General features: G+C 69.7%; 13 protein-coding genes. 10 read left to right on the forward strand and 3 right to left on the reverse strand.

Going from position 1 to position 21,638, the window contains the following annotated elements; translation table 11 throughout:
* The first annotated feature begins 73 nt into the window (after positions 1-73).
* The 9 genes from DB31_RS19035 to DB31_RS19080 all read left to right on the forward strand — a co-directional run bounded on the left by DB31_RS19035 (position 74) and on the right by DB31_RS19080 (position 18,882).
* On the forward strand, positions 74-2,968 hold the full coding sequence (locus DB31_RS19035; protein ID WP_240486759.1) for a sensor histidine kinase: 2,895 nt from the start codon (positions 74-76) through the stop codon (positions 2,966-2,968).
* Positions 2,969-3,169: 201 nt separating this feature from the next.
* On the forward strand, positions 3,170-5,065 hold the full coding sequence (locus DB31_RS19040) for an OmpA family protein (protein ID WP_052420084.1): 1,896 nt from the start codon (positions 3,170-3,172) through the stop codon (positions 5,063-5,065).
* Between the two features lie 596 nt (positions 5,066-5,661).
* Complete coding sequence (locus DB31_RS19045; RefSeq protein ID WP_083968438.1) at positions 5,662-7,572, forward strand: OmpA family protein; 1,911 nt, start codon at positions 5,662-5,664, stop codon at positions 7,570-7,572.
* A 32-nt stretch (positions 7,573-7,604) separates the two neighbouring features.
* Positions 7,605-11,867: an adventurous gliding motility protein AgmC gene (agmC, locus tag DB31_RS19050; protein WP_240486760.1), complete on the forward strand. Its 4,263-nt coding sequence runs from the start codon at positions 7,605-7,607 to the stop codon at positions 11,865-11,867.
* A gap of 870 nt (positions 11,868-12,737) precedes the next feature.
* Positions 12,738-13,136: a hypothetical protein gene (locus tag DB31_RS19060; protein ID WP_044189565.1), complete on the forward strand. Its 399-nt coding sequence runs from the start codon at positions 12,738-12,740 to the stop codon at positions 13,134-13,136.
* Positions 13,137-14,705: 1,569 nt separating this feature from the next.
* Positions 14,706-16,166, forward strand: coding sequence for a cyclic di-GMP-binding domain-containing protein, MshE-related (locus DB31_RS19065; RefSeq protein ID WP_044189567.1), 1,461 nt, complete (start codon positions 14,706-14,708; stop codon positions 16,164-16,166).
* A 4-nt stretch (positions 16,167-16,170) separates the two neighbouring features.
* Entirely contained in the window at positions 16,171-16,563 is a 393-nt protein-coding gene (locus DB31_RS19070; protein ID WP_044189570.1) for a type II secretion system protein GspG, read from the forward strand.
* A gap of 210 nt (positions 16,564-16,773) precedes the next feature.
* Positions 16,774-18,159: a universal stress protein gene (locus DB31_RS19075; RefSeq protein ID WP_044189573.1), complete on the forward strand. Its 1,386-nt coding sequence runs from the start codon at positions 16,774-16,776 to the stop codon at positions 18,157-18,159.
* A 126-nt stretch (positions 18,160-18,285) separates the two neighbouring features.
* A complete protein-coding gene (locus DB31_RS19080; RefSeq protein WP_338034305.1) occupies positions 18,286-18,882 on the forward strand; it encodes a Fis family transcriptional regulator in 597 nt (198 codons plus the stop codon).
* Between the two features lie 161 nt (positions 18,883-19,043).
* Here DB31_RS19080 and DB31_RS19085 read toward each other — a convergent pair whose 3' ends face one another.
* Entirely contained in the window at positions 19,044-19,526 is a 483-nt protein-coding gene (locus DB31_RS19085) for a hypothetical protein (RefSeq protein WP_044189576.1), read from the reverse strand.
* Positions 19,527-19,655: 129 nt separating this feature from the next.
* Between DB31_RS19085 and DB31_RS19090 the strand changes: the two genes are divergently transcribed.
* Positions 19,656-20,468 carry a class I SAM-dependent methyltransferase gene (locus DB31_RS19090; RefSeq protein ID WP_044190138.1) on the forward strand — a complete coding sequence of 271 codons (813 nt, stop codon included), beginning with the start codon at positions 19,656-19,658 and terminating at the stop codon, positions 20,466-20,468.
* Positions 20,469-20,473: 5 nt separating this feature from the next.
* On the opposite strand, the gene DB31_RS19095 is transcribed toward DB31_RS19090, so the two are convergent.
* Together DB31_RS19095 and DB31_RS19100 are read right to left on the reverse strand one after the other, a co-directional pair.
* Positions 20,474-20,962, reverse strand: a complete 489-nt coding sequence (locus tag DB31_RS19095) for a putative ABC transporter permease (protein WP_240486761.1) — start codon at positions 20,960-20,962, stop codon at positions 20,474-20,476.
* 185 nt (positions 20,963-21,147) lie between these two features.
* Positions 21,148-21,549 carry a hypothetical protein gene (locus DB31_RS19100; RefSeq protein WP_044189583.1) on the reverse strand — a complete coding sequence of 134 codons (402 nt, stop codon included), beginning with the start codon at positions 21,547-21,549 and terminating at the stop codon, positions 21,148-21,150.
* Positions 21,550-21,638: the final 89 nt, after the last annotated feature.

Below are 21,638 nucleotides of genomic sequence, written 5' to 3' on the forward strand. Positions count from 1 at the left end.
TTGGGGCGTCTCATGAAAGACTCTCAGCCAGCGGGGTTTATGAGAACCCGGCTGGGGGGGGAGTCCCATGTTCATGCCCGAGGGCGACCTCGCGGCGGCCGCGGAAGGTGTGGCGCGAGCGCTGGAGTTGCTCGTGTCGGCGCCCTCCGTGCGGGCGGTGTTCGAAGAGGTGGGCCGCTGGACCGCGAGGGTCCTGGCGGCGGATCACTGTTCGATCAGCTGGAAGAGCCCGGACGGCACGCTCCACACCTTTGCTACGGCCGGGCTGTCCGAAGAGGCGGCCAGCGCGTATGCGGCGCTGTGGATGGGCGCCATCCAGGCAGTGCCGGGTGTTGCTCAGCCCCGCCTTGTCGAGGACCTGGGAGCCGATGCACTGCTGGAAGGCGAGCCCTCCCTGCGTGAGCGGTTGGGCATGCGGTCCCTGGTGGCGCTCCCGCTGGCCGTCCCGGAGGGCACGCGCCTGGGGGCGCTCGTGGCCTGGTTCCAGGCCGTACATGTCCCCTCCCCGCCTGCGTTACGCAGCGCGGGCCTCTGCGCGACGCTGGTCAGCCTGGTGCTGGAGCGGGAACATCTGCGGGAAGAGGTGCGCCGCTCTGAGCAGGCCCGCGCCAAGGCGGAGCGGGCCGAGGGGCTCCGCCTCAGCCGCTTCCAGGCGGTGACGGAGGGCTTCGGCCGCGCCCTCACTCGCAACGAGGTGGCGCGGGTGGTGCTGGACCTGGGGATTCCCGCCCTGGGAGCGATGACGGGGCTGGTGCACCTGGTGCAGCCGGATGGGCAGGGCGTGGAGCTCGCCGCGTCGGTGGGCGTGGCGCCCGAGGTGGAGGCAGCGCTCCGCCTGCTGCCGCGGCAGGGGAACATGCCCGGCTACGACGCGGCGCGCACCCGGCAGCCGGTGTGGCTGGAGTCCCGCGAGGCGCTTCATGCCCGCTATCCGGACATGGCCCTGGGCTTGGACTCAGCCGAGGCCTGTGCCTTCCTGCCGCTGCTGGTGGAGGGCAAGGTGCTGGGGGTGCTCGCCTTGGGGTTCGAGACGCCCCGGCGGTTCACCGAGCCGGAGCAGACCTCCATGCTCGGGCTGGCGCGCCAGTGCGGGCTGGCCCTGGAGCGCTCCCTGCTCTACGAGCGCGAGCACGCGGCGCGGCTCCAGGCGGAGGCGGCCGGGCTGCGGATGCGCCTGCTGGCGGACGCCAGCGCGTTGCTGTCCCGCTCGATCGAGTGGAAGGAGACCGTGAATGGCGTGGCGCGGCTGGCGCTGGGCATCTTCGCGGACTGGTGCTCGGTGGACGTGTCCGCGGAGGGCAGCCAGGCACGCCAGGTCACCCTGCTGCACGCGGATCCGGCCCGGGCCTCGCTGACCCAGGAGCTCTCGCGCTACCGGCTTGACCTCACCCACTTCTCCTCGATTGAAGCGGTGCTGCGCACGGGCCGCTCCTATCTGGAGCCTCAGCTCACGCCAGAGCGGCTGGCCAAGCTCACGGGCAACTCCCGCTCCCTGCAGCTCCTCAAGGAGCTGGGGGCGCAGTCCTTCATCACCGCGCCCCTGGTGGCCCGGGGGCGCACCCTGGGCGCCGTCTCCTTCATCCGCGGCGCGGGCAAGCCGCCCTATGGCCCGGAGGACCAGGCGCTGGCCGAGGAGCTGGCGAGCCGGGCCGCGCTCGCCATGGACAACGCGCGGCTCTTCGAGCAGCGCCGCGAGGCCGAGGAGGAGAGCCGGCAGAGCGCCGCGCGCCTGCACCTGCTGGTGCAGGTGAGCCAGCTGGTGGCCGAGGCGGGGTTGGATCTCGAGCAGGTGGTGGATGTGCTGGTCCGCGCGGTGACGCGAGAGCTGGGCGACTGCTGTCTGCTCCAGCTCGTCTCCGAGGATGGGCAGTACCTGGAGCTGGCCGCCGTGCACCACCCGGACGCCATGGTGCGCGAGCTGCTGGAGGAGGTGGTGCGCGTGCGCCGGCTGCGCGTGGGCGAGGGGCTCCAGGGCGCCGCCGTCTCCACCGGGCAGACGCTCTTCCTGGGCGCCATGAGCGCCGCGGCGCTCGAGGGCGTGGGGCCCGAGGCCGCGATGCGCCCCTACTTCGTGCGCCGGGGGCCGCAGGACCTCATCGCCGTGCCGCTGGTGGCTCGGGGGAACGCGTGTGGGTGCCTCCTGGTGCTGCGCGACGCACGCGGGCAGCCCTACGGACAGGATGATCAAGTGCTGCTGGAGAGCATCGCCGGCCGCGCGGCGCTGGCCATCGAGGATGCGCGGCTCTACTCGGCGGCGCTCGACTCCCTGCGGCTGCGCGACGACTTCCTCTCCGTGGCGGGCCACGAGCTGAAGAACCCGCTCAACGCGCTCCAGCTCCAGCTGCGCGTGCTGGCGCGCAAGGCCCGCGAGGCGCGGCTCTCGGACAGCCTGGCCGAGCGCGCCGAGCGCGTGGCCCGCACCGGCGAGCGCCTGGGCGTGCTCATTGAAGACTTGCTGGATGTGTCACGCATCACCGCCGGACAGCTTCAGCTGCAGCTGGGCGAGGTGGACTTGTCGGCGCTGGCCTCCGAGGGCGTCTCGCGCATGTCCGAGGAGTTCGTCCGGGCCGGCTGCGAGGTGCGCGTCGAGGCGGGCCAGCCGGTGGTGGGGCGCTGGGACCGGCTGCGGCTGGAGCAGGTGGTGACGAACCTGCTGTCCAACGCCATCAAGTACGGCCGCAGCAAGCCGGTGCTCGTGCGCGTGGAGGTGGCACCCGGGGCGGCCCGGCTGTCCGTCACGGACCAGGGCTACGGCATCGCCCCCGAGGAGCAGGTCCGCATCTTCCAGCGCTTCCAGCGCGCCGAGGCCACGCGCCACATCCAGGGCCTGGGCCTGGGCCTGTGGATCTGCCGGCAGATCGCCGAGTCCCACGGGGGCACGCTGCGAGTGGTGAGCGAGCCTGGAAAGGGCTCCACCTTCATCCTGGAGCTGCCTCGCCCCGAGCCCGGGGTTCCCTCCAACTCCTAGCCTCCGGCACGGGGCACCTCCCCGAGGTCCCTTTTTTTCAGGACTCAACCCGGTGGGGTGGCGGGGTACGGCTGTACCCGGGGGGGCAACAAACATGGTTTTTCTCTGGACGTTTGATGAATCCTCGACTTGTGTGCGCGCGCTGGTATGGACCGGGGGCAGCTCTCCGGTGCGCCACAGTCCACCCCGATGGATGATCGAATGAACCGACCCACCTCTCTCTCAAAGCGAATGGGCGCGCCTGCGGCCCGCCTGAGTCTCCTTGCCGCGCTGGTGCTCAGCACCTCCGCCCTGGCCCAGCCGGCCGGTCTGCCCCAGTTCGAAGTGGAGCGCCTGGAGTTCAATCCCAGCGGCGCGGGCTCGCTGCTGGTGAACTCCGGCCAGCTGCTGCCGAATGGCCGCTTCCGGCTCTCGCTCGTGGGTCACTACGAGAACAAGCCGCTGACGCCCGAGCTGATTGATGCCTCCGTGGAGGGTGGGTTCCGCGAGGTGACGCTGGTGAGCCACCGCACCACGGGCCACCTCATCGCCGCCTACGGCCTGGGCGACACGCTCGAGGTGGGCCTGCAGGTGCCCCTCATCCTCAGCCAGGAGCAGGGCAACCTGGAAGGCACCGGCTTCGGCCAGCCCACGGGCGGCTTCAAGCTGGGCACGCCCATCGCCAACTTCAACATCGGCGTGCTGAACCAGTCCGAGGCCATCCCCGTGGACCTGGCGGCCGGCGTGAGCGTGGGCTTCCCCATTGGCAGCGATCGGGCGCTGGCTCGTGAGAACTCGCTGCGCGCCATTCCCCGCATCATGGTGGGCCGTGAGACCGAGGGCCTGCGCGCGGGCTTCGAGCTCGGCGCCGACCTGCGTCCGCGCGTGAGCATCGGCGAGGGCGACAACAGCGAGGCCTACAACCGCCTGCGCCTGGGCGCCGCGGTGTCCACCACCGGCGAGGGCCTGCGCTACGAGGCCGACATCCTCATGTGGATTCCGTTCGGCCACGAGTTCCTCGCCGCTGAGACGCTGGTGGGCGTGCGTGGCCCCGTGTCCAACGACGTCGAGGTGTTCGCCCTCGGCGGCCTGGGCTTTGGCGACACGCTGGGCAACCCGAACTTCCGCGTGATGATGGGCGCGGCCTTCGGCGGCATGCCGCCCAAGTGCGTGGCGGGCGCCAAGCACGAGCCCTCGCAGTGCCCGGATCTGGATGACGACAACGACGGCGTGAAGAACCGTGACGACGCCTGCCCCAAGGAGGGTGGCAAGGTGGACGCCAAGGGCTGCCCCATTCCGGACCAGGACAAGGACGGCGTGGCGGACTCGGCCGACAAGTGCCCGACGGTGGCTGGCGCCGAGTCGGCGCAGGGCTGCCCGGACCAGGACGGCGACAGCGTGCCGGACTCCGCGGACAAGTGCCCCGCCCTCAAGGGCTCTCCGGATCGCCAGGGCTGCCCGGACACGGACGGCGATGGCCTGGATGACGCGGCCGACAAGTGCCCGAACGAGGCCGGTCCGGTGGACCGCCAGGGCTGCCCGGCGAAGGACTCGGACAACGACAAGATTCTCGACGAGAACGACAGCTGCCCGAACGAGGCCGGTATCCCCGAGCTGAAGGGCTGCCCCGCCAAGGACACGGACAATGACGGCGTGGCCGACCACCTGGACAACTGCATCAACCAGGCGGGCCCCGCGGAGAACCAGGGCTGCCCCGCGGCTCAGAAGCAGCTGATCGTCATCAAGCAGGACCGCATCGACATCAAGGACAAGGTGTACTTCGACTCGGGTGCGGCCACCATCCAGGCGCGCTCCAACGCGCTGCTGGACCAGATGGCCAAGGTGCTCGGCGAGCACCCGGAGATCACCAAGGTCATCATCGAGGGCCACACGGATGACCGCGGTCCTGCCGAAGTCAACCGCACCCTGTCCCAGCAGCGCGCGGAGGCCGTGCGCGACTACCTGGTGAAGAAGGGCGTGGCCGCCGAGCGCTTCGAGGCCAAGGGCTTCGGCCCGGATCGCCCGGTGCAGCCCAACACCACCAACGAGGGCCGCGCCGCCAACCGCCGCGTGGAGTTCCTCACCCGCTACGCCGAGGACGGCGCGGCGAAGCAGTAACCTCCGGCGGTCTCCCCGGCTGAAGGGCCGGGGGCCCGCGCGGTGAGAGGCCGAGGCTCCGTACCCCTCGAGGGGCGCGGCACCTCGGCCTCTTCCTTTTGGAGCAGGCAGGGGAGGGAGCGCCGTTGGGTCCCGACGACTGGCATGTCAGCGATGGGCCTGACGCGTCAGCGTCTGAAACCGACGCACCGCCGCTCTGATGCGAGGCACGGGCCTCTCTGCGGCGAAGCGCGACATCCGCACCCCACGGCGCCGCCCAAGTGCCTGGAACTCCTCACTGCCGAGGGGAGGACACCCGGCTGTGGCAGAACGCGACAGTGCCGCGTCATGCTCCACGCGCCGAGAGGCGAAGGGGGCCGTGCACTCCATGATTTCGATGGGTTGCTGGCTCGGTTGGAGCGGCACCGGCTTTGCTGGATAGCCAACGGACCCATTGAAGTCTTGGCGGGGAAGTGGAAAACCGCCCCACTCACGGTTAACTCGCGCCACCTCGTGCCCCCCCGGGGATGCAGCCAGAACGCTCCTCGATTGACATGCCCTGAAACTGGCTCCGCGCCCTTGGCCCATCTTGTTGACTCTGCTGGAAAGACCACGACATGACTGAAGACACACCGCTCGCGGGCTCGTTCGAAGGAGACACCCGCCGGGCGCTCCAGAAGCGACCCTCCCCTGCGCTGGCGTTGCCGCTGGCGCTCGCCGCCTGCCTGATCAGCGCCACGGCGCTCGCGCAGCCCGCGGGGCTCCCCGAGGTCGAACTGGAGCGACTGTCGCTCAACCCCAGTGGCCAGGGTTCGTTGCTGCTGGGCACCGGCGAGCTGCTGCAGAACGGCGCGTACCGCTTCTCCCTCACGGGCCATTACGAGAATGATCCGCTCGTGTTCTTCCTGGACGGGGAGCGCATCGGCTCGGTGGTGAAGCACCGGGTGACGGGCCACCTGACGGGCGCGTATGCCCTGTCGAACCGGCTCGAGGTGTCCGCGCAGGTGCCCGTGCTCTTCATGCAGAGCGGGGACGATATGACGGCCCGCGGCGTGGGGACTCCTCGGAAGGGGCTGTCGCTGGGCACGCCGTACCTGGGGCTGCGACTGGGCGTGCTGTCCGAGCGTGATGCAGACGTGGTGGACCTCTCCATTGGCGTCCAGGCGGGCCTGCCGCTGGGCAGCGCCACGGCGCTGGCCCGGGAGAGCTCCCTGCGCGCCCTGCCCAGCATCATGGTGGGCAAGCGGTTCGGCTTCCTGCGCGCGGGTCTGGACGCGGGCGCGATGCTGCGTCCGCGGGTGGCCCTGGGCAATGAGAGCGTGAAGGATGAGCTGGGCGACGAGCTGCGCCTGGGCGGCGTCGTGTCCACCACGGGCGAGGGGCTGCGCGGCGAGCTGGATGTGATCGCCTCCATCCCCTTCCGGCGCGAGGGCACCTCCGTCGAGGCGTTGGCCGGCGCGCGCATGCCGCTGAGTGAGGCGCTGGAGGCCTACGCGCTGGCGGGCGTGGGCTTTGGCAATGCGCCGGGCACGCCGACTTTCCGCGGACTGCTGGGCGTGGCCTACGGGAGCACGCCGCCCAAGTGCGTGGCGGGCGGTCAGCACACGCCCGAGCAGTGCCCGGATCTGGATGATGACAATGACGGGGTGAAGAACCGCGTGGACGCGTGCCCGACGCAGGGTGGGCGCGTGGACGCGTCAGGCTGCCCGCTGAAGGACACGGACCAGGACGGCGTGCTGGATCAGGACGACTCTTGCCCGACGGTGGCCGGCGAGGCCGCGCTCAAGGGCTGCCCGGACGCGGACAAGGACGGCATCGAGGACGCGGCGGACAAGTGCCCGCAGGTGTTCGGCCTGGCGCAGTTCCAGGGCTGCCCGGACACGGACAAGGACGGCATCGAGGACTCGGCGGACAAGTGCCCCACCGAGGCGGGTCCGGCCGAGCGCCAGGGCTGCCCGGTGCGTGACACGGACAAGGACGGCTTCGTGGACGAGCAGGACAGCTGCCCGAACGAGCCCGGCATCGCCGAGCTGAAGGGCTGCCCGGCCAAGGACAGCGACAATGACGGCGTGGCGGACCACCGCGACAACTGCCCGACCGAGGCGGGTCCCGCGGACAACCAGGGTTGCCCGGCCAAGCAGAAGCAGCAGGTGGCCATCCAGTCCGGCCGCATCGAGCTGAAGGACACGGTCTACTTCGACACGGCCAAGGCGACCATCCAGTCGCGCAGCTTCAAGCTGCTGGATCAGGTGGCGAGTATCCTCAAGGCGCACCCGGAGCTGGATCGGGTGGTCATCGAGGGCCACACGGACAACCAGGGCAAGCCGGCCGCGAACATGACGCTGTCTCACCGGCGTGCGGAGGCGGTGCGCAACTACCTCATCAACAAGGGGGTGGAGCCGCAGCGCCTGGAGGCCAAGGGCTATGGGCAGGAGCGGCCCATCGCTGACAACAAGACTGCGAAGGGCCGGGCGACGAACCGCCGGGTCGACTTCATCACCGCGCCTCGCGAGGGCACCCAGCAGTAAGCGGGGGGAACAGACACATGAGGAATGCATCCTTGAAGAACATCCTTCGCAACGCACTGCTGGCCGTCACCCTGTGCGCGCTGCCAGCCATGGCAGGGCGGGACATCTACCTGCTGGGTGACGGGAGCGACGGAGTGCTCGACGTCACCACGAGCCTGCCGGCCCCGGTCGTCATCAACAGCTACGCCCGGGTCACGACCGACGCGGCCGTGGGTGCCACTGAGCTGCTCGTGGACACCAACACGGGCTTCAGTCCCGGGGATCTCGTGCTGGTGCACCAGTCCACGGGGTACACCCCTGAGCCGACGCCGGGTGACATCTCGGACATCAACCTCACCACCGGCGCGGTGGGCCGCTGGGAGCTGGCGCGGCTCAGCATGGCGGCGGCAGAGCCGGGCAAGCTGAAGCTGGCCTCACCGCTGCTCTACGCTTACACGGCGACGGGCGCGCAGGCCGTCAAGGTGCCCGAGTACACGAACGTCACCATCCGGGGCGGCGCGGTGCTGACCGCCTCTGCCTGGGACGGCTCCAAGGGTGGCATCCTGGCCTTCCTGGCCAACGGCAGCGTGGTCATCGAGTCGGCAGCCGCCATCGACGTCACGGGCAAGGGCTTCCGGGGTGGGCTGTACGTCAAAGACTCCACGACGACCCGCCGGGGATGCTCCGGCATCACCGAGGGTTCGCCCGGCGGCGCTCAGCGGGCCGAGGGTGTCGCACGCGGTCTGTACGGCGCCAGCTCCACCGGACGCGGCAATGGTGCCAACGGTGGCGGTGGAGGCGTGTGCTACCTGGCAGGCGGCGCGGGCGGCGGCAGCGCGGGCCGGGGCGGTGATGGCGGCAAGACGCACTCCTCGGCGGATGGCGCGCGCGCTGTGGGAGGCATCGGCGGCTCCAAGTTCAGCAGCACCGTCGATCCGCTCAACCGGATGGTCTTTGGCGGCGGTGGCGGCTCGGGCCACGGCATCGTTGATCTGACGCCTCCGGCGAACCAGGGAGGCGCGGGTGGCGGCATCATCTTCATGCGGGCCCAGTCCTTGGACGGCGGTGACGGCATCATCCTGGCCAATGGCGGCTCCGGCCCCACCATCCAAGGCAACACCACCCTGAGCGGCGCGTTTGGTGGAGGCGGCGGCGGCACGGTGTACCTGCGCTTCGCCCAGCTCGCGAACTGCAACGTGCTCTCTCAGGGCGGCCGCGGCGGCGATACAAGCCTCAATACGGCCTTCATTGGCCCGGGTGGCGGTGGTGGCGGTGGGCTCCTGCTCCTGCAGTCCCAGACGGGCTCTTGCACAGTCTTCGCCGATGGAGCAGTCGCGGGCCAGACGCCCACGCAGCGTCCCGGCGACACTGTGAACTACGGCGCGAGCCCCGGAATCCCGGGCAAGGTGGAACAGATCCTCAATGATGGCTTCCCCGAGACCATGCCGGTTCCCGTGGTGGTCACCCCCGCCAACGGGAGTTCCACCAACAACCTGCGGCCCACCTTCTCGGGCACGCTCGACCCGGCCTTCCCGCCGGGTTCCGAGATCATCCTCACGGTGACGATCGGCGCGACCACGCTGACCATCCCCCGCCTGCCCGCAGCGGCCAACTGGAGCTTCACGCCGACCTCGGATCTGGCGGTGGGCACCTACACCGTCTCGGCCGTGCTCACGAAGCAGGAGGTCTACAGCCAACAGAGCAACACCAACACCTTCACGATCGACATCACCGCGCCCGCGGCGCCGGTGGTGGTAACGCCGGCCAACGGCTCGCGGACCAATGACAACACGCCGACGTACACGGGTACGGCGGAGCCGGGCAGCACCGTCACGGTGCGCGTGGACGGCACCTCGGTGGGAACTGTCATGGCGGACGCGTCGGGCAACTGGACGCTCACGCCCACCGCGCCCCTGGCGAACGGCTCGCACACGGTGAATGCCACGGCGACGGACGCGGCGGGCAACGTCAGCCCCGTGTCCAACACCAACACCTTCACGGTGGACGCCACGCCGCCGACGGTGGTGGTGCAGACGCCTGCGGAGGGCTCGACCACCAATGACAACACGCCGACCTACAGCGGCACGGTGTCGGACAACAATCCTGGCCCGTACACGGTGGAGATCCGGGTGGATGGCACCCTGCTGACCACCCTGACGGTGCCGGGCCCGAACTGGACGTACACGCCGACGACGCCGCTGGCGGATGGCCCGCACACGGTGACGGCCACGGCGACGGATGCGGTGAACAACACGGCCACCGACAGCAATGCCTTCGCGGTGGATGCGACGCCTCCGACGGTGGTGGTGCAGACGCCCGCAGAGGGTTCGACGACCACCGATAACACGCCGACCTACAGCGGCACGGTGGAGGCCGGAGCGACGGTGACGCTGACGGTGGACGGCGTCGCGGTGGGCCCAGTGGTTGTGACGGGCACGACGTGGACGTACACGCCGACGACGCCGCTGGCGGATGGGCCGCACACGGTGACGGCCACGGCGACGGACGCTGCGGGCAACACGGCCACCGACAGCAACGCCTTCACGGTGGACGCCACGCCTCCGGCGGTGGTGGTGCAGACGCCTGCCGAGGGCTCGACGACCACCGATAACACGCCGACCTACAGCGGTACGGTGGAAGCGGGAGCGACGGTGACGTTGACGGTGGACGGCGTCGCGGTGGGCCCGGTGGTTGTGACGGGCACGACGTGGACGTACACGCCGACGACGCCGCTGGCGGATGGCCCGCACACGGTGACAGCCACGGCGACGGATGCGGCGGGCAACACGGCCACCGACAGCAACGCCTTCACGGTGGACGCCACGCCTCCGGCGGTGGTGGTGCAGACGCCTGCGGAGGGTTCGACGACCACCGATAACACGCCGACCTACAGCGGCACGGTGGAGGCGGGAGCGACGGTGACGTTGACGGTGGACGGCGTCGCGGTGGGCCCGGTGATTGTGATGGGCACGATGTGGACGTACACGCCGACGACGCCGCTGGCGGATGGGCCGCACACGGTGACGGCCACGGCGACGGACGCTGCGGGCAACACGGCCACCGACAGCAATGCTTTCACGGTGGACGCCACGGCTCCGGCGGTGTCGGTGACGACGCCTGCGGAGGGCTCGCTGATCAACGACAGCACGCCGGTCTACAGCGGCACGGCCGAGCCGGGCAGCAGTGTCTCGGTGAGCGTGGATGGCACGGTGGTGGGGACAGTCACGGCGGATGCCAGCGGTAACTGGACCGTCACCTCCAGCACTCCGCTGCCGGATGGTCCGCACACGGTGACGGCCACGGCCACGGACGCGGCGGGCAACACGGCCACCGACAGCAACACCTTCACGGTGGACACCGTGGCGCCGGGCGCTCCGGTGGTGAACACGCCGGCCGACGGCTCGACCATCGCCGACAACACGCCGACCTACAGTGGCACCGCCGATCCGGGCAGCACCGTCACCATCAGCGTGGATGGCACGGTGGTGGGCACCACCACTGCGGACTCCAACGGCGACTGGAGCTTCACGCCGGGCACGGGCATTTCGAACGGCTCGCACACAGTGAACGCCACGGCCTCGGACGCCGCGGGCAACGTCAGCCCCGTGTCCAACACCAACACGTTCACGGTGGATGCCTCCATCCCGGCCGCTCCGGTCATCACCGGTCCCGCCAACAACACGGTGACGGATGACAACACGCCCGTCATCTCCGGCACGGCCCCGCCGAACAGCACGGTCACCGTGTACGTCGATGGCACCCCGGTGGGCACCACCACCTCGGACGCGGCGGGCAACTGGACGTTCACGCCGACCACCCCGCTGGCCGACGGTCCGCATGACATCACCGCCACCACGACGAACGGCGTGGGCAACGTCAGCCCGGTGTCCAACACCGTCCACATCACCATCGACACGGGCGTGCCGGACACCTCCATCGTCTCCGGACCCTCGGGCGAGACGCAGAGCACCAGCGCCACATTCGAGTTCGGCTCCACCGAGTCTGGCGTCACCTACGAGTGCAAGCTCGACGGTGCGGCGGAGTTCACGGAGTGCCCGAACCCGGCCACCTTCGCGAACCTCGCCCCGGGCCAGCACACCCTCGAGGTGCGCGCCCGTGACTCGGCCGGCAATGTGGATCCGACTCCGGCCACCGCCACGTGGACTGTCGTGCAGACCCCGCCCACCGGCGGCGATCGCGACTTCCTCGGCGACGGCATCGGCTGCGCGGCCTCGGGCGGTGATCCGTCCGCGCTGGCGATGATGGGCCTGGGCCTGCTCGCGGTGATGGTGGTCCGCCGGCGGCGCCAGCAGTAGCTCCTCCCGGCGATGGGTAGGCTCGTGGCCCGGTGCTGTCAGCACCGGGCCACCTCGTGGGCGAGGCGCTCAAGCCGCTCCGCGGGTTCGCTTCACGCAGCCTTGGGCCGGTGAGTCACGGGACGCGCTCGGACCACCGGCGGATTGTCATTGCGGCGTATCCGAAGGTGGTGGGGCGGCGGGTGGCGGTGAGGATGGGGTTGTTGGAGATGGGGGAGGGGTTGGTGCGGGCGCGGTGGCCGGCATAGGGGGCGGCTCAGGCGTACCGGGGGACGTCTCACGCTCCGGAGCCACTGGCGGTTCGGGAGAAGCGGGAGGGGGTCCAACCCAATCCCCCCGCGGTGGAGGGGCCTCGGCCACCACCTCGCCTTGAGGAGTGACTGCGTACACATACCGCCAGTCGAGAACGCGTCCGCTCGGGCCGCCGCATCGATGAAAGCGCTGCTCCAGCACGACGTAGTACAAGCCCGGCGTCGGGCCCGTGAAGACAGCGACATCCAAGCCCTGCTCAGGACTGGCGCATCCGTCGAAGAGCCCTGGAAACGGCTGGGTTCTCACCAACTCGCGAACGGCCGCCGCTGCGGCGACCGCTGCACCCGCCTCTACAGGCGCGACAAGCGTCTTGACCGATTGCTCGTCTTGTTCGGTCTCCGGCCACACCACGGGTTCCTTCCAAGCGGCAGCCCTGGGAGCACCACACCCGGACACCATCGCGACGACCCCTGCAAGCGCGTATCTCCTGAACATTTCGTTTCTCCCTTCCGCTGCGGGGTAGCATCCGGCAAGCGGCTACTCGCGCAACAGCTGCAGAGATCCCTCACGGCATCGAGGCACGGTGATACGGAGGCGAGTAGGTTCGCTCGGGGCACAATGGCCGAGAGTGATGTGTCCGTGGGCGACGCACTGAGATCAATGTGCGCCCCCAATCCTCTCTTTGGCGACCTCCTGCTCAAACTCGGAATCGTCACGCCCAGCCAGGCCCAGGAAGTGCTCGCGCTGCAACCCCTCACCCGGGCGGAACCGGCGCCGGGGAGGTGGAAGGTGGTGATGCTGGGGGAGGGGCAGCCGGAGTTGGGGCGGCAGGCGCTGGTGGAGGCGGAGAGGTTGGCCCTGGAGTGGGCGCAGGCGTACCGGTGCGCGTTTCCGGAGGGGGAGCAGCAGGTGGCGGTGTTGGCTCGGGTGCAGCAGGGCCTCGGCGGGGAGGGGAGGAGACAGGCGGTTCCCCCCGCGGTGGCGGGGCCTTCTCCACTACCTCACCTTGGGGAGTGACTGCGTACACATAGTCCCAGTCGAGAAGGCGCCCGATGGGGCCACCGCACCGATCGAAGCGCTCCTCCAAGACCACGTAATACAGGCCGGGCGTTGGGCCCGTGAAGACGGCGACATCCATTCCCTGCTCAGGACTGGCGCACCCCTGGAAGAGCCTTGGAAACGGGTTGGTTTTCACCATCTCGCGGATGGCGGCCGCTGCGGCGAGCGCGGCCCCCGCCTCCGTCAGGGGGACGATGGTCTTGACCGATTGCTCGTCTTGCTCGGTCTCCGGCCACTTCACCCCTCCCTTCCAGGAGGCAGCGGGCGCGGCGCAACCCTGCAGCATCGCCACGAGCACAGCGGATGCACACGCCTTGATCATTTCTCTCTCCTGCATCGCACCCGTCTACTCGCGCAACAACTGCAGAGCTCCTTCCCGGCAGGAGGGCACGGTATTGCGACGAGGGTCGGCGCCGCGTGGGGTGCACATGCCGAGGGTTAACCCACCGGGCCCGGACATGGCTCCACTGTTGGACCTCGCCCGTGGGAAAGTAGCGCAGGATGATGCGTGCGCCGTCCTGGCGCTCCGCCACCAGCGCCGACGCCATCTCAATGACTGTGTTCTTGTAGAGGGCGGGAGCCGGGTTGCCTGGATAGAGGCGGACTTCCGCCATGGCCACGAGAGGTTTGAACGCGTCCGTCGGCCATGCTTTGAGATCACGCGAAGACGGAGGCGCGGCGCAGAGGTGGTTGTGGACATATCCCACGACCCACACCTGAGAGGCAGGGTAGTCGTCATCCTTCACGGTGAAGAAGGGCTGACATGCCTCGTGGTTTCCCGGCACGGGCTCGGAGAGCCGCCAGGACAGGGAGTCGCCGTCCCCGGCGACGTAGACTGTCGAGCAGTACTCCGTGGACAGGCCCACGATGGGCCGCTGCGTGACCCAGTCACACACCTTGGCGCCTGGGAGCGTGAGTAACGCGTCCGCAACATCTCGCAGCAAGGAGATAGGAATGGAGGTGTCCCCCGTGGGCATCTCGACGGCTGGCACTTCCGACCACGGTCCCCTGGGAAGGGGCGCATCTTGCGCAGGAGTGTTGGGCGGGGCCGAGGTAGCGCACGCGGCTCCGGCCAAGAGAAACGGAAGCACAAATCGCATGGAGGTGTCTCCACGAAGGAGCGGGCCACGGCGGTGGGGCGCATCCACTGTCCTCCCAGCCTAGCGGTGGGCGCCCTCCTCCATCGAATCTCCTTTCACCCACAGTCCCACGGCCCAGAGCTCACGCCTTCGGGTCGTCTGATGTAAGACAGAGCCTACTCACTGAGGTGTCCCTCTCTCTGCCCGGAAGAGGGCCCTCCGCTCCCATCTCCTCCGAGCGCCTCCTGGCCTCGGTCCCACCTCTGGGGTCAGTCCTCGGCGCTCCGCCTCTCGGGGCTGGCGGCCTGGAGGGCGGCAGAGCAGGGGTCTTTTGAGACTCGCCTTCGTGTTTCTCTTCCTCCCGAGGGGGGAGCCGGTGGAGTAGTCTCGGATCCCAGGAAAGGACCCTCCCCTTGCCAGCCCTCGGCTGGCTCCGTCTGCCCGTTCGATGAGCGCCTCCAGTCCCCTCTTCGGCGACCTCCTGCTCAAGCTGGGCATCGTCACGCCCAGTCAGGTCCAGGAAGCGCTCGCGCTGCAAGCCCTCACCGGCCAGCGCGTGGGCGAGGCCCTCATCTCCCTGGGCTATGTCACCCGAGAGCAAATCCAGGACGCGCTCGGCGAGGCGCTCGGGCTCACCAGTGAGAAGGTGGCCTCGCACCCGCCGCTGGGCGAGCTGCTGGTGGGGATGAAGTACATCACCCTGGCCCAGCTCGAAGAGGCGCTGGCCTTCCAACGCAAGGATGGGCGCAAGCTCGGCGAAATCCTCGTCGAGATGGGGTACTGCACCTACAAGCAAATCTACGAGGCGCTCAGCCTGCAGGGCCGCATCTCCGGCCGCCAAGAGCCGCCCCGCCCCGCCACCGAAGGCAAGCACCGCGTCATGGTGGTGGATGACAGCCCGCTGGCGTGCGCCTTCGTGCAGGAGGGGCTGGAGACGCTGGGCTACGAGGTGCTCTGCTTCGACGACCCGTACAAGGCGCTGGAGCAGGTGGGCCGGGTGCAGCCGGCCATCGTCCTGACGGATCTGGACATGCCGGGCATCGACGGGGTGGAGCTGTGCCGGCGGCTGAAGGACGGCCCGGCGCGGCAAGTGCCCGTCATCATCCTCACGGCCAATGACGGAGAGACGGAGCGCGTGCAGGGCCTGCGCGCGGGCGCGGACGACTACGTGAACAAGTCCGCCTCCATGAACGAGCTGTCGGCGCGCATCGAGAACGTGATGCGCCGCACGGGCGAGACGGAGCGCGTGCGCAAGCTGTTCGCGCGCTACACCTCGGACGCGGTGGTGGAGGAGATTCTCAAGAGCCCGGACACGGTGGTGCTCACGGGCGAGAAGCGCGTCGTCACCGTGCTCTTCGCGGACATCCGCAACTTCACCGGGCTGGCGGAGAGCCTGCCTCCCGAGCAGGTGGTGGGTGTGCTCAACCAGGTGCTCGGGCGGCTGTCGGACGCGGTGCTCACGTGCGGCGGCACGCTGGACAAGTTCCTCGGGGACGGGCTGATGGCGGTGTGGGGCGCGCCGGTGCACCGCTCCGATGATGCGCTGCGGGCGCTGCAGGCCTCCAAGATGATGATGGTGGCCATGCAGGAGCTGCGCGCGGAGGCCGAGGCCGAGTGGATTGCGGATGCGCGCAGTGGGCAGCCGCTGGTGTTGGAGCTGGGCATTGGCATCAACTCGGGCGAGGTGGTGGCCGGCAACATTGGCGGCGCCATGCGCACCGAGTACACCTGCATTGGCGACGCGGTGAATGTGGCCTCGCGCCTGTGCGCCCTGGCGGGGGCGGGAGAGATTCTGGTGGGTGAGCGCACCCGCTTCCTCGTCCAGGGCCGGGAGATGGCGTTCGAGGACCTGCCGCCGGTGCGGCTCAAGGGCAAGCAGCAGCCCGTGCCGCTCTACCGCGCCTTGTAAGGACATGACCGAAGAGACGACTCGCGCGCGCCGCCGTACCCCCCTGGGCCTCTTCCTGGGGATGGGGGCGGGGCTGTGCCTGGTGGTGATGTTGGTGTCGTTGCACTTCCGGCGCCGGGACGACGTCAGTTGGGTGCGCATCCATGAGGACTTCGCGGTGATCAACGCCGCGCTGAAGCGCTATCAGGCCGACAAGGGTTCCCTGCCCCAAGGGGACTCGCTGGAGTTCCTGGTGCCGGACTATGCGCCCTCGGTGCCGGCGGATCCGTGGGGCCGCCCGTACATCTTCCTGAACAACGGCAAGGAGCCGCTGCTCGTCACCTTTGGCCAGGACGGCGAGCGGGGCGGGCAGGGCATCGAGCAGGACCACAACCAGTTCGACGGCCACGGGCACTGAGGCTCGGCTCGCCTCGAAGCCCGTGAAGCGGCCAGGGGAGCCAGGGCTCTCCGTGCCGGGGCGTGTCCTGCCTGGCGGAGCGGCCGGGCCGCCACTTTTGTCGCCTGTTCCCTGCCGGAATGAGCAGCGTGGAGGTGGACGGGTGACACCGGGGAGCTGCGGGCCTCGAGTGTTCTCCAGGGAGAGCCCGAGGGCTCGGAGGTGGCCGCCATGCCCATCGTCTGCATCACGAACCTGTCCCCGGATTCGGTGAGAGCAGCCAACACCGCGGCAGCCCTGGCTGCGCGGCGGAAGGTACCGCTGATGTTGTATGGCGTCCCGGAGCCTGAGAGCCCGAACGGAGCGGGCGCCTCGCAGGTGGTCCTGCATGGGCGGCTCGAGCTGGAGGCCGAGCGGCTCCGGGCCCAGGGCGTGGAGGTGCACACGGTGATGACGCCCAAGGCCGAGGAGGCGCTGCTGGGCGACGAGGAGTGCCGCAAGGCCGAGTGGTGCGTGGTGGCCGCCGATGGCTGGCAGATCCCCGTCTGGCGCCGCACCCCGCTGCCCGAGCGGCTGATGCAGCGTGCGTGTGCTCCGGTGCTCGTGGTGCGCCGCGACGAGGCGCTGGTGGACTGGGCCCATGGCCGGCGGCGGCTCGTGGCGATGGTGGGGGTGGACGCGTCGGATGAGGCGGATGGCTCGGTGGCCTTCATCCGGGCGCTGCGCGAGGTGGGGCCGTGCGACGTCATCGCCACGTATGTCTGCAGCCCGGCGGAGGAGCGCACGCGGCTGGGGATTCACAGCCCGGTGCGCGTGGAGTTGCTGGATCCGGTGGTGCGCGGCATCCAGGCGCTGGACCCCTACGTGGAGCGCGTGCTGGTGCGCGAGGTGCGCGAGCGCCTGGGAGAGGTGCCTGGGGAGGGGAACGTGGAGATCCACCTGGAGCCGGGCTACGGGCGGCGGGATGAGCACCTGCTGCACGTGGCGCGGAAGCGCGGGGTGGACCTGGTGGTGGTGGGGACACACCAGCGGGTGGGCCTGCAGCGGTGGTGGCATGGCTCGGTGTCCGCGGGGGTGATGCGGCACGCGGAGCAGTCCGTGGTGTGCGTGCCGGCCACGTTTGTGAAGCCTCGGAAGCTGGGAGCTCCCCGGAGCGTGCTGGTGCCGGTGGACTTCACCGAGGCGAGCCAGCGGGCCATTGCCCAGGCGCGCATGCTGGTGGGCGTGGGGGGGCGGGTGCACCTGCTCCACGTGCACGTGCGCCGGATGGGGGACCCGGACTGGACGGACCACTACGGGGTGCTGCCGGAGCCGCCGCGCGAGCGCGAGGAGATGATGCGCCGGCTCCAGGCGCTGGTGCCGCAGGAGAATGACGGGGTGCGTTGGACCCTCGAGGGGGTGAGTGCGAGCGAGGAGGCGCAGGCCATCTGCCAGGCGGCGGAGCGCGAGGGGGTGGATCTGGTGTGCGTGGGGGCAGTGGGGGGGAGGATGGGCCGGGTGGGCGGGGTGGCGCGGGAGCTGATGGCGCGCTGCCACCGGCCAGTGCTGGTAGTCCCGGCGCCGGAAGAGGCCAGAGAACCCTTGGGGTGGGGCGCTCAGGGCATCCACAACCCGTGAAAATCCGTTCAGCCCTCCGTGACGGAGCCCAGAAATCGGCCTGATACAGGCCCGTGGGATTCGACGTCCAACCCGTGGGGGCGTTAGACTCGACGCGACCCCTTTTTCCGGGAAGGAAGGTCTGACGTGTTGATACCCCGCGGATATCGCGAAGAGGAGCTCGTCTCCAACCGCGCAGCGCTGTTGCTCTACGGCGGGACGGAGGAAGAGCGGCGCTCGTGGGCCGTCGAGGCGGCGCACCACTTTGAGCACGAGGGTGAGCTGCTCGAGGTCCGCCAGTCGGCGGAGCTGGTGGAAGCGCTGAAGCGGCCGCGAGGCGTGGTGTTCGTGCCGGACGTGGTGAAGCTGGGGCTGGAGGCGCAGAGCCACATCCTCCGCTGCCTGCTGCGGCAGGAGGAGCGGCCCAAGCTGGTGCTGGGCATGACGGGCACGGCCGAGTCGGCGCTGGAGCGCGGCACGCTGCGCGAGGATCTGCACTACCGGCTCAACCAGGCGCAGGTGGACCTGGGCACGGCCGGACTTCGCGAGACGCTGAAGAAGCGCTGGGCTGCCCTCGCCGAGCGGCGCGCGGCGAAGGAGGCCGCTAAGCGCGAGGCCGCCGAGCAGGAACGGCAGGCCGCCATGGTGCGCAAGCCCGGCACGGTGACGCGGCTCACCCCACAGCAGCGCAAGGTCCAGGCTCCCGGCAAGACTGCCACGCGCAAGGCCAGCAGTCGCAGGTAGCTCCCAGAAGAACGGGAGACACGGGACGCAGATCCACGGTAGGGCCCGCAGATCGCGGGTCCCTCGTCTCGGCGCGGGTCCCCCCGTCAGCGGACGGGTCCTCCCGCGCCGGCCGTCCCGCTCTCCCTCGGCTCACGGCTCTGCGGCTCGAGGCTGCTCGGCTAGCGGCCCGAGTGCAGGTGCTTCTGCCCTCGCTTCACCTTGAACTGCTTGGCCGGAGCAGGCTCCTTCGCCTTCGTCGAACGCTTGGGCGCCGCCGCCGGCATCGTCTTGCGGCCCGAGTCCCGCATCTCCACCGCCGGGGTCTCGGACACCTGCCGCGAGGCGGCCCGGCGCCCCTTCGCGGGGGCTGTCTCGGTTTTTGCCGGCTTCATCGGCGCTGCTGCCTTCGGCTCCGGCTGCTGCACCGGAGTCTCAGTCAGCTGCTCTTTCACGGCGGCCTTCGGCGTGAGGCGCACCTTGCTCGGGCGCCCGCCCAGCTTCTGCTGGAGCTTGTCCACCGTCTTCACCGCGGCCACCGTTGTCTCCACCAGCACCCGTGCTCCTCGCGTGCCCGCCTTGGCCGCCGCCTGGACGCCCCGCGTGCGCACCTTCGAGGCCGCCTTCTTCACCTTGTCCACCAGTCCACGCCTCAGTGTCGCCATGCTGTCCCCTCACTCCGGAAGTTTCGGAAGCGTTTTCGCTCCGGCGGAAGGTAGTCACGAGTCCACCAGCCGGAAGCGGGGCGACAGCTCGCCTGCCTGCTGTCAGACTCGATGACTGTGAGCGACTCGATGACGCCCCCGGAACGACGCACGCGCGGGCGCACCTCTCGCTCCCGGCTCAGGGCTCTGGACGCCTACCTGTTCCAGTGCGAGCGCCCGCTGCTGGAGCGTCAGGACGAGGCCTGGCGCGACGCGGCCTTCCTGGACGTGGGCTTCGGCGAGCACCCATGGACGACTCTGGAGAGCGCCACCCTGTTCCGGGAGCTGAACCCTCACCTGCCTGTCATCGGCGTGGAGGCGGATGAAGGCAGGGCCTCCGCGGCAGCTCGCCACGAGGAAGCACGGACCCGCTTCGTCCACGGGGGCTTCGACTGGGCCTCCACAGTAGGACAGCCCGCACGGCTCGTGCGCGCCATGAACATCCTGCGCCAGTACCGCGCCGAAGATGTGGAGGCCGCGCACACGGAGCTGGGCCGGGCGCTGCTGCCCGGAGGCCTCGTCGTGGAGGGCAGCACGGACGTGCAGGGCGGAATCACCGCGGTGCACTTGCTGCGGCGCACCCCCGAGGGTCTCTCCCGCGAGGCGCTCCTCTTCCACACGGACTTCCACCAGGGCTTTGCCCCGCTGCTCTTCCGCGACTGGCTGCCCAGGGACTTGCGCCGCCGCGTCCAGCCGGATGAACCCATCCACGACTTCTTCACCGAATGGACAGAGGCTTGGAAGAAGGCGCGCGAACTCGGCGCATGGGAGCCCCGGAGCGCCTTCCAGGAGAGCGCAAGGCAACTGGCCGCGTCCTCCGTCAGCGTGAGCACGGACCCGTGGCTGCTGGAGCGCGGCTACCTGCGGTGGCAGCCCTCCGGCGGAGTACCCCGCCCCCGCTGATCAGCTCAAGAAGGCCACAGTCCGGGCGTGGGCTCGGCCTCGGGCTCGCGGGCGAAGATGCGGATCCCCCGGATGAAGCGGGCCAGGGGCTCGTAGATCCACCCACCCAACAACCAGAAGGGCGCATAGTCCAGGCGGATCAGCCCATTCACATTCCACGGCGACACCGAGTAGTCCCACGGACACCGGCCAATCGCCGCCACCAGCAGGGCGCCCGACACGTACTCCACCGTGAAGCACACGGCCATGGCCACGAAAGCCCGTGTCACCCGGCTCAGCCCGGCCCGCTGCATCAGCCCCAACAGGTGCTCGCCCAGCAGCAGCCCCACTCCCCAGATGGGGTGCATCCACAGGTACGAGTACCCCTTGAGCCTCAAGTCTCCCGCGCCGCTGGCCAGATCCATCACCGAGGTGAAGCAGCACTCGATGCACCACCCCACCAGCCCGTACGCGATGAACTTCCCCACCAGCCCCAGCCGTTCTCCTCCCGACATTCGCTGCCCAACCATCACGCCCCGACCGCCGCTCATCCGTGCCTCCCACGCCTGCGAAGCGTGGTGAGAAAATGAGTTCCCACCCCCGAAAACCGCAAGTCATGGGACTGGGGGAACCCAGAATGGGCCCGGCGGAGTGTCCACCCCGCAACGTCCTGATCCGTCCAGGCCCGAAGGCCCGGGGCTTACGGCAGCGTGTCGAGCTGCAGGCCGATCAGGTGGAAGCCTCCGCCCATGTAGGACCAGCCGAGTCGCTGTGCGCGCTTCACCACCGCCTCCAACTGTGTGGAGCCCAGCAGCGTCTTGAAGCCCAGCTTCTTGGCGTCCCGGCTCAGCGCGACGACCACGGCATCCAGCGCCCGGGTGCGCTCCTCCTTGGACACATCCTTGTTGGCGATCAGGCTCTCCAACCAGCACACCGAACTGTCCGTGCGGTAGAGAAAGCCTGCGGCGACACCCGGGACGATGTAGCCCGTCTGCGGCAGCGCCTCGGGGATCATCGTCTCGCCAAAAAGCTCGAACCACCGGAGCACCTGGGCGAAGTGCTGCTCCGGCACGTAGGGGATGGGCGTGAACTCCTCAGACATGGGCAACCTCCAGCCGCGTTGCTAACCCAAGCGCCGCCGAACGCAAAGAAGGCGGAAGCTTGCGTAAAGCCGGAACTCCCGGGCAGACT

The organism is Hyalangium minutum, from assembly GCF_000737315.1.
GTDB classification, from domain to species: Bacteria; Myxococcota; Myxococcia; order Myxococcales; family Myxococcaceae; genus Hyalangium; species Hyalangium minutum.